Source organism: Dictyobacter arantiisoli (genome assembly GCF_008326305.1).
Taxonomy (GTDB): domain Bacteria; phylum Chloroflexota; class Ktedonobacteria; order Ktedonobacterales; family Ktedonobacteraceae; genus Dictyobacter; species Dictyobacter arantiisoli.
Genome location: NZ_BIXY01000136.1, coordinates 1 through 9,725 on the forward strand (window position 1 = coordinate 1; position 9,725 = coordinate 9,725).

The 9,725-nt window shown below is 47.3% G+C and carries 9 protein-coding genes and 1 pseudogene; 3 read left to right on the top strand and 7 right to left on the bottom strand.

All coding sequences use genetic code 11. The features are described from left to right. The 7 genes and pseudogenes from F1593_RS26225 to F1593_RS26255 all read right to left on the bottom strand — a co-directional run. Positions 1-497, bottom strand: a pseudogene (locus F1593_RS26225) (hypothetical protein); the annotation flags it as partial. After that, positions 494-961 carry a type III-B CRISPR module-associated protein Cmr5 gene (cmr5, locus tag F1593_RS26230; protein WP_149404519.1) on the bottom strand — a complete coding sequence of 156 codons (468 nt, stop codon included), beginning with the start codon at positions 959-961 and terminating at the stop codon, positions 494-496. The gene cmr5 and the pseudogene F1593_RS26225, both read right to left, overlap by 4 nt. A gap of 2 nt (positions 962-963) precedes the next feature. Further along, positions 964-1,887: a type III-B CRISPR module RAMP protein Cmr4 gene (cmr4, locus tag F1593_RS26235; protein ID WP_149404520.1), complete on the bottom strand. Its 924-nt coding sequence runs from the start codon at positions 1,885-1,887 to the stop codon at positions 964-966. Continuing rightward, positions 1,884-3,083 (bottom strand): type III-B CRISPR module-associated protein Cmr3, encoded by a 1,200-nt coding sequence (gene cmr3, locus F1593_RS26240; RefSeq protein WP_172632467.1) that lies wholly within the window; start codon positions 3,081-3,083, stop codon positions 1,884-1,886. Before cmr3 ends, cmr4 begins: the two co-directional genes overlap by 4 nt. Further along, complete coding sequence (gene cas10 / locus F1593_RS26245; protein WP_149404522.1) at positions 3,083-5,083, bottom strand: type III-B CRISPR-associated protein Cas10/Cmr2; 2,001 nt, start codon at positions 5,081-5,083, stop codon at positions 3,083-3,085. The genes cmr3 and cas10 overlap by 1 nt, the downstream gene beginning before the upstream one ends. Then, entirely contained in the window at positions 5,080-6,108 is a 1,029-nt protein-coding gene (gene cmr1 / locus F1593_RS26250) for a type III-B CRISPR module RAMP protein Cmr1 (protein WP_149404523.1), read from the bottom strand. Before cmr1 ends, cas10 begins: the two co-directional genes overlap by 4 nt. Before the next feature lie 137 nt (positions 6,109-6,245). Continuing rightward, on the bottom strand, positions 6,246-7,121 hold the full coding sequence (locus F1593_RS26255; RefSeq protein ID WP_172632468.1) for a CRISPR-associated ring nuclease: 876 nt from the start codon (positions 7,119-7,121) through the stop codon (positions 6,246-6,248). Positions 7,122-7,174: 53 nt separating this feature from the next. On the opposite strand from F1593_RS26255, the gene F1593_RS26260 reads away from it, so the two are divergent. From F1593_RS26260 to csx15, 3 genes are all read left to right on the top strand, one after another. Next, complete coding sequence (locus F1593_RS26260; protein WP_149404525.1) at positions 7,175-8,341, top strand: CRISPR-associated protein Csx3; 1,167 nt, start codon at positions 7,175-7,177, stop codon at positions 8,339-8,341. Between the two features lie 356 nt (positions 8,342-8,697). Beyond that, entirely contained in the window at positions 8,698-9,117 is a 420-nt protein-coding gene (locus F1593_RS26265; RefSeq protein WP_371873920.1) for a Card1-like endonuclease domain-containing protein, read from the top strand. A gap of 4 nt (positions 9,118-9,121) precedes the next feature. Further along, positions 9,122-9,508, top strand: coding sequence for a CRISPR-associated protein Csx15 (gene csx15, locus F1593_RS26270; protein ID WP_149404527.1), 387 nt, complete (start codon positions 9,122-9,124; stop codon positions 9,506-9,508). The last annotated feature ends 217 nt before the right edge of the window (positions 9,509-9,725 follow it).

Below are 9,725 nucleotides of genomic sequence, written 5' to 3' on the forward strand. Positions count from 1 at the left end.
GTCTGCTGATCCGCTGGGAGAAGCGCCCGCGTTCCTATCAGACCTTGTTGTGCTTGGCTTGTGCGCTCATTTGCTTTCAACAATGTGATCGCGTTTCCTCCTTGTAGGTTTTCGGATAAGTTCTTTAAGGCACTGGCTGGAATGTAAGGGATGCCGTAGAGATGATGGAGGGTGATGTCTGTTTCAAGGACAGTTTCACCGCCCAGGCCGACAATCATGCGCCATTCTAACGTGGCATCAAAGCGTTCTGCCCCCAGGCTCTCGATCATATTAGACCAACGTTTGAATAGATGCTGGATCAAGTTCCCGTCAATGTTCATTTCAGCGATTTTCTTGAACCAGGGATATTTATTTTCAGGCTCATTGATCACCTGCCGTGGCACATATTTATCCAGCACGAGAGCGATATTCTGGCATTTTCCTCTATACGCGCTCACGATTTCAGCCGTTTGCGGAGGGAGATAGGGATGATCAGGATTCGCATTTTTGTTAATCATGCCTCTTCTCCTTCTAACTCAGCTTCAGCGAAACGGCGTAACCAGACGCCCAGCGCAAGACATTCGGTGGTCGCTCGCCGATAATCTGCGCTCGTAGTGTCATTATCAATAATCCAGGTCAGAAAGCCATTCTGTTCCTTCTCCATGACAGCAATATTATTGGCCCGAAAGTTTTCTTTCATCCAATTGGTGATATGTTGTGCGAAATAATAATACTCATTACGCACCTCTGATTTTTGCTTGTCCGGCTTGCTTTTTGCGCAGATAAAACCAAATGTCTGACCAAGTCCATTGATCTGGAGCATTGCGTTGAAACCTCGTGCGAGCGAACGATATTTCTTTTCACGCTCTTTATGGGACTTATCAGTAAGCCCTTTAATCTCCTGGATACTTGTCCAGGCATGGCGGCCACGCCTCTGCTCGCTATTCTGTTTCCTTGTACCTGACAGCTGTTGCTCACTCATAACTAGCGCTCCTCTCTAGCCCAACTCATACACACTATCCCTCGCCCAATAGTTTCGTCACCACCCAGTTGGATGTATCCTTTCTGGCTTTCGGTGAGTGAACGCACCTTGTTAAGTATGTCAGCAGCAGCCAGCTCAACATCATCATTCCCATTTCTCGCTTTGCGCGAATTAGTGGCATACACTGGCACATAGAGCACCGTATCGGTAGGCAGATGCTCCTCGGTCCAAAGTGCCCCGCGATCGACAGTCCTTGTCTGGCGATCGATACGAATACGCGTGACAATTTCCGTGGAGTTCACCACAAAATCGCGAAAGTCGTTGTCCGGCAGCAGGACAAGAGAGTCCTTCACCTTTTTACGCCAGTAGTCATACTCTGGCGACTGAGGGAAGGCATATTCTGCCAGCCAGCGGCCAAGTTCGCTGACCTTCTCATCGGGCCGGGCGTCAAAACTAAACTCTTCCAGTACCAGCGCCCCCTCGGCAGTAATGCTATTTTTAGTAGGAACCAACGCCGTATGATCCGGGATATCAAGATCATGTACAATATTCCAGAACAGATCATTGCCACGGCGATTATAATCACGGAGGAAGCGGCTCAGCACATCCCGAGAGGTTATATAGGAAAAGACTCCACTTAAGGATCGCACCGGAAACAATAAAATGCGGGCATCGCCAACGATCAATGCTCCAGCGTGCTCTGCCCCATCATTGTCAGGACCAAACACGAGCGCGACCTCCTTTGGATTCCAGGCATCACCGGCAGAAGCACGCAACTTTCCTTTGATGCCACTGCCCTGGATCATTGGATACTGTGTGACCCGCTCGCGCTGAATAGGCATATCAATACTACTTAATCCAGAGCCAGCGCCAGCATGGAGAGGAGTTTCAACGTAGAGATAAAGCATCGTGGTATCAGTAATCATTGTTTATTCCATTCTCCTATATAGGTAATACCATAGCCAATTTGCCAACCATATTCGGTGATAGGTTGTGTTATTTCTATCCGGCGATCAAAAAAGTAGACGCTACCAGCGGGGATACAACGGCGCATCGCCTTGTTCTGCCCACCAGAGCCACCGGGCATGAGTTTCCAGCCGCCAATAGACTCGTAGCGAGGGATTGCAGCAGCAATCGGCCGTATCGGAAACATCCCTGCGGCATCGGATATCCATCCTGAAGAAAAGTAGGCGGGAGTCGCGAAGTAGAGGAAATTTCCCATATGGCGGTTTTTCATGGCAGGTTCAGAGACACACTCCTCACTGGCAAGTATCTCAAAATGAGCAGCACGTTGTTCGCCCCCCAAAGTCATCCAACCCTGTTTGAGAAAGCTCAAAGCAGATACCTTCTCTGAGCGCTGTTCACTAACCGGCTGGGGACTGGTACCATTGCCTTCCTCACCAAACTCAATATCCACCACAAAACCATAGTCTTGATGCATACGAACCATCTGCATCTGATAGAGATAGCCCTCTTTCGTTGTGTTTGTATCGTTATTCATGCCAATGCCCAGACGGGACTCAACAGTGTAGATGTGCCTGGTTGATACCATACAGGTAGCATCGCCATCCTGAAAGCTATCATTCTGCAAAATTGTCTCCAGGCCACGGGGAGTCAACCATTCGGTGAAAGCTTCAGATTTCTCTACCATCTGCAAACCACGCTGATCCGGGAGCAAGGGGACACAGCCAGGAGGCAAATTCGTCATGTCCATCGCCTCCATCGGTTCGGGACGTAAGCGGACAATTTGCCGACTTTTCTGCCCATCTGATGTCGCAAATATGCCATGTTCAAGATGTGCAGGCGCGGGAAAGAGACGCTCAACGCGTCTGGTCTGTGGATCACGACGCCCTAACGTGATGCCTGTGATACGCAGCATTCCGTAATCGTTAAAGATGCCAATGATACGCTTCAGGTCACGATCCTGAAAGATCTGATTAAGATCTCGTAGCGGCTGCTTGCGCGTTTCCCCCCACTGTACAGCCAACGCTGAGCGTAGAGCTCCTTGTAGAGTTTCAGGGGTCGGAGGAAAGAGCGTCTCCGCAAAATTATCCTCGCCTGCTTGAAATGGCCGTCCAGTGCGAAACAGTAATGGATCGACCGGCTCAATGAATATACGCATTACTCCTGCTCCTTGCGAGTCAAAAACGCAACCACAAGTAACCATCCCAGCACTTCAACGAGGCCATAACGGCGCTGATCAGCATGCAATTCCACCGTCCAGGAGCGTTTATCATCCTCGCTACCATTATTAGCCTCATCCATAGCAACGGCCAACCTGACCAGATCATCAGCAATCTGCCCAAGCATCTTTTTCACTTCAGGAGTCACCTCCTCAGCGAATTGGCGCTGCAGAACACGAGCAATCTCGCTTTGTTGCGCACGCTGTTCAAGCCCCACAAGGGTGGAAGACTCTGACAGTAGCAGATGCACACAGGTAGGGGAAAGGCGATCCTCTTTAAACCAGCGCCAGAAGTGTGAAAACAAAGCGATTGGCTGTCCCTCCGCACGCAATTCAGGATAGCGCCATTGACAACCAACGCGCGTCTGCTCACCAGAGCGGCGAACGATGGTGACCACCAGAGCATTTCGTCCATATTGATGCTTCGCACTACTTTCGGCAAGGCGCGCAGCGCGCAGAACGTACGATAGCGAAGTATAATGATGAGCAATAACGATACCTGTACTCGCCGTAATTCCAGCGACACGCCTTTCATCTCGCGGCTCAGATAGCGCATGGACAACTTTTTGATGATAGCGATCCTGCAAATGATCCGCCAGTTCAAGGACATGGAGCGGCTGCCCCGCTTCAGCAACATCCCGAGATAGGGGAACAAAAGCCAGAACATCGTCGCCGCCAGCATACACCAATCGACCAGGATAGTTCTTCTCAACCAGGTCACCAGCAATCTCACGGGCAAATTCAGACAGAGCCTTGCTTAAAGATTCATGTTCTTGCTGGCTTGTCACTCCATTGAGGAGGATGCCCATCCGATCTCCATCCATTTGGATAACCGCATAATAGGGGGTAGGTGATTGCAGCGAAGCGGCCGTTGCAGCGGCTAATAGTGCCCGTAAAGCACCACGACCATGATGCCCCAGTTGCTCAGCAGTTGTAAGATCATTAACCTGATAATCTTTTTTCAGACGACGTGGTGAAAAGACCTCCGAAAAGTAGAGATCGCCATCCCGCCTCAAAAGCCAGCCAAGCTCCCCATTTTTGTCTGCGGCATGCTTAAGAAAAGGAATATCGCGTGTGGCATCTTCACCTTTAGAGCTTAAAGGTTTCGGCGTCGCAATTCTCCACCGCTGTAAGATACTCGCCTCAATCTTCCCGGCAAGCAAGCTTTCTACAAAAGAGGCCGTAGCAATAGAGCTTGTCGACGGAAATGGTTGTGCAAACGCACCGGGAGTGGAGAGAGCAGGAATAGTCGAGGTTTTAGATACCTTCATCACAAAGCGTTTGATAATATCAATGGAGTCCAGGCGCTCGGTACCATCGAGGTTAATATCCATAGAAGAATGATTTTGAGCTAACTCTAACCAGAAAGCTTTGATGCTTTTCTGATCCGAGGCACTTGTGTGTAAAATCTCACGCTGACCAGAGATTGAACTCTTGATGCCAGGCTCATCCTGAGACTGAAAATTACGCAATCGCTTACGAGCGGCAAAAAGAGTATTGGCATCTTTTAGCCACTCGTGGTAAACCTGCTCTGGCTTCCGTTCCCGAACAATCCAATAGATTTCAAACATCGTCTCAAACGCCGTCTGCCGCTGCCAGATGCGCTTCGTTTCATTATCGCCATGTGGTTTCACAACATCCTCATAGACAGCATCACAAAGATAGGACCAACACGCTGCGATCTGGCTCTGGCTTTGCCGGGCGGCCAACTCAGCATCGGCCAACGTTGGAAAGAGCGCCACGTATTTATTCGGGATATCCGGTGTTGCACCCACTGTTCTCTGAGCTGGAAAAACAAATTGTCCAGGAATATTCGTCATTGCAGCCTCCATCAATTTGGAGAGCAGCAAACTGCTAATCCAGAGATCACGTGTCTTACGCGTCTGCGCAATAAACACCTGGACCGGTCCCAACGAGAAAAGCAACATATAGCGACTCATAATCCCACCTCACAGGCGCTTTTCCCCGAAAAGCAGGTTTTAATCCAATCCTTGATCGGCTCATAGTCAGCAAGATCACGGTTTTGCCCGATAGTTATATCTGTTTTGAAAAGAACAGCCACGCAAACATATTTCTCGCCCTCTAGCTTTTTAAGGCTGAGATGAAGCGGAGATGGCAGACGTGTATGGCTATCAAGATTCTGAACGGGAAGCCCAAAAATTTTTCGTTGCTGATTATTAATTGAGTTGCGATAATAGTCATGTAAATGCTTACCAATGGTATTCATAGCAGCCTCTGGACTCTGCCACGGTTTTCCATTGTCCGAGAGGAGCCATATCTGACAGGTAGAAGCCGATAAAACATCAAATGATGCTCTATTCAAAGCAGGTGGTTGGGTACATCCGCATAATGTTCGTGCTATCTTAATGCCTTCCGACAATTGCTGACGAAGTGCTTCCAGCGTGGGTGAAACAGCAAAAGAAAGTTCGATAGGAAGCGCGTCATCAGGAGCTACTTGTACCTGCAAACTTCCTGCACATCTGCGCGAACGCGAACCTATTCCGCCGAGATGCGTGAGCAACCAGAAAGCAGCCAGGCCACGCTTGAAAAGATCATCTTTATTGTCATGTGCAGATATAATAATGGGAAAAGTCGTCTGAGACGGAAAACACGCACGAGCGGCTGAATTCCTTGGAAACATAGACCAGAGAAGGTAATCCTCTCCATTTATATTTTTATAATCCGTAGATTTGCGCTGATAACGTTGCCTGCTTAAAGACGGTTCAGGTATTCTGATACGTAGCACCGAACCAGCGTCAGTTGCGCCAAACAAGGCAGCTTCTTGCGCGGTCACTAATTTCAATTCTTCAGTATCCGTCCCAACTATCCCACCAACGAGAGCTCGATACCAATAGCGCATACCACCTCGAAACGCCGAAGGGCGAAGTTCGGCCTGCGTTTGATCTGCTCCCGCCAGGAATAATGGGGTAATTGTTTGCAGAGAGAAGGTTATCTTCTGCACCATAAAACATCCTTCCTACTTTATACTTTTTCTTATTATTGTTTGCCAGTATAAAACAACAGAGCGAAAAAGGCATGGGAGAATTCACCTATATTCGCTATATGCATATCTGGGTGAATTCTCCCATGCGTTTTCTCTACTCACAATATATACTCATTGTTAATGAAATATGTAGCGAAATTTGTATAGAGGAAATGATAACCAACTCTCGTCTTTTCATCTATCATCCAAATTTCTCGACAAAGATCAAGAATGACAGCTTTATGGTTGTCAACCGTTTTACTGGTAATGCTTAATCTTTGGCTTACCTCTTTTTGGTTGAGTCCCGCCGCAAAGGCTCGCAAGACGTCTGATTGACGTGCCGTGAGTTGCGAGACCACATGGCGGCAACGATCAGCTTGTTGAGCATCTAACTGCGAGCGTTGTTCACGTTCGGCCACATAAAAGGAATCAGCAGAAGAGTAAGAATAGGCACCAGGAAAGATAGATGGGGTTGGAATGAGCTTAATACTGCCATCGAGAGGCATATGCATGATAACGCCACCATCTGCCTGCACCTGGGTATCATCAGGTGTATACAAGTGCCAGATACGATCATCAGGATCAAACTTGAGCGAGGCAGCAGAAAGTGCGAGTAAGCCCATCAAGCGACGCCCACCAGTTACAGAAAGATGAATGCGAGCCTGTTGAAGTTTGAGATCGCTAATCAATCGAAAAAACGTATCGAGGGTACCATCAACATGGTCTTCATCCTGGATGTCATCAATTGGTTTATCGTCACGCACAAGCATATAGGACTGAAAGTGAATAATACGATCTTTTGCCTGATAATAATTGCCTGCAAATTCTCCCATGAGACGAGTCAAAGAATGACGTAAGCGTCCTTCAGAAGCCTTTGGATGTACAACAATAACATCCGTAATAGGGAAGTTCTCCAGTAAAAGATCGAGCGTAAAGGTCACAATTTGTGGCTGACCACCAAGAGTCGCCACCAGCACTTGTTTCTGATTCGGCACAGGCACATTCCTCATCTCAGTAGGCAAACAATGAAAGAAAGGACCAAATAATCATGATAAATCCATTACCAGCAATCCTCGTTGGAGGGCCTCCTCACGCGGGTAAAACAGTGTTTCTGCACAGCTTATCGCAGGCATTATATAAACGGGGTATCAGTCACTACACCATCCGCGCCTGTCCAGATGGTGAAGGCAATTGGTCCCAGGAAAGCGATATAGAAACAGCTAGCTTGATACGACGCAACCACAAAGGGAAGTGGCCCGAGCACTTTATCACACGAGTGAGCCAGAATCTCTCACGTCGTTATCTCCCGTTCCTGGTTGATATGGGCGGTAAACCCACTGAAGCTGAGCAATTACTGTTTCAGCAGTGTACGCATGCTATCCTCCTCCTAAAAGCCGAGGATCCTGCTTCAACACAGGCCTGGCAGTATTTTGTTGAAGGGAAAGAACTACTGGCAAAGCTCTATTCTCAACAATATGGGGCCTCAGAACTCAGATCCCTGACGCCCATTATCGAAGGAACGATATGTAACATTGAACGAGGACAAGAAATACACAATGAAGTGATGGATGCCCTTGTCGAGCACATCGCCAGGTTGTTTGAACCCTTTGGTCAGGAAGAACACAAACCGATAGCATACGAGCAGGCTCCATATGAGATATTCAACCTTCATACCATTGTGCCCTCGGGCGAACAATGGTATCCCAACATGCTGCCCCAACTGCTGACACAATTATCGGCGCAATCCTTCTATTTCATCTATGGCAGGGCGCCTAACTGGGTCTGCGCAGCTATCGCAGGGCATCTTGAACAGCCCTTTTATCAGTTTGATCCACGCCGGAGGTGGGTTCAACCAATTCCCCTATCCTTTTCAACCAGGCAGCATCCAGAAGTATGTACCAGTACAAAAAGCAACGCAGATGCAACCCTTTTAGAAGTAGATATGCCATCAAAACAAATTGAATACATTCAACCAGAGCCAATCCCAGTCCCAACCGTTTCCACAGCAAAAGGCATTATCATTTCAGGAGCAATCCCCCAATGGTTCATTACTGCACTGGTACAACTCTACAAAAGCGCGCATATTCCCTGGATCGCAGCATATGAGCCACGGCTTGAGAAAGCTGTTGTCGTCTATTCCCGGATAGACAAGTACCATTTAGGAGATCTTGTCGCGATTCCAAAAGATTGGAATCTCTTTAAAGTCAAATCTTGATCGACTGATTTCTCCCGGTGTAATAAAAAAATTGTAGAGAAGGAAAGCTGACATAACACAATTCAATCTAATCGCGTGTAAAACCCTTTTACTAGAATATGTCAAATAGAGAATTTTGTCTATATGTTTGGGTAAAAAGTGCTATACAGGCCTTTTAGGTTAATGGCGAAAGCAGCAAAGGAAGAGCAGAAGAAGATGGAAACTAACTTGAGCACAACACATGGCAACAAAAACCAGAACATCTGATCATCTCCCCTTTAGTAAAAATCCTTGCGGAAGCTCATCTTATCACGGTAGGACATCGAAGCAATCATGACACAATATGTCACTTTGCTTCGACGGAAGCTTCAAACTTTATCGGAACAGGAGATTGGCTGGAATTCTATGTCTGGAACGAGATTATCAACGCAGGTCTGGCCGACGAAAGACATTGTCAATGGGGATGTCATGTGCTTGATGGGAATATAGAAAGAGAGTTTGATCTTGCGCTCATCTATAAAGCACAGCTTATTGTGGCTGAATGTAAAGCAGAATATAATCCATTTAAAGCAGAAAAACAATATCTCCACAAACTTGCAGCGAAGGCCAATGTCCTGGGAGGATCATATGTAGGTAAAGTTTTTATCACCAACCAGCCAGGCACAGGAGATAGTATAAAATCATTTCGTGAGCAGGCCGAACAGTATCAGATCCTTATCGTGACGAAAGAACAATTACCAGATATCGCTCGTATTATGGAACAGGAAGCAAAAAATCCAAAATACCGGAGGATCTAATTCAATGATTCTACTTAATTTCAGTCATCCCTTAACGAATGAACAGCGAACACAAATAGAAACGCTCGCGGCAGCAGCTATCGATGATATACGTACGATACCTGTGCAGATCATTCAGGATGAACCACTTGACCAGCAAATCATCACTATCGTAAATGCAGCAGGACTCTCATCTGAAGAGTTGCAAACAAGTACACTGCTCATTAATCCACCCGGTTATGCGCCAGCAGCATTCGCGCTACTAGCCGAACTCCATGGTCGCACAGGTCATTTTCCCACGCTCATTCGTCTCAAACCCAAAAAAGGTGCCATTACAACCTATGAAGTAGCTGAACTGCTCAATTTGCAAGAAATTCGTGATACAGCACGCATCAAGAGGAATGAGAATTAATAGCGTACGTTTCACGGAGCCTCACCGTAAAGGATGAGGCCTACGTTGTCTGGGAACGTTGGTCATCCACCCAAAAACCTCTACCCGTAAGACTCTCTTCTGAAAAATACAAAAGAAACCAGCCCCTCAAGCGATTTGGGAAGCTGGTTGTAATTCCACCTGATAACCCAGTTTCTCTAAACGCCTAACGAGTCGTTTCTCGATGGATTGCCGATTT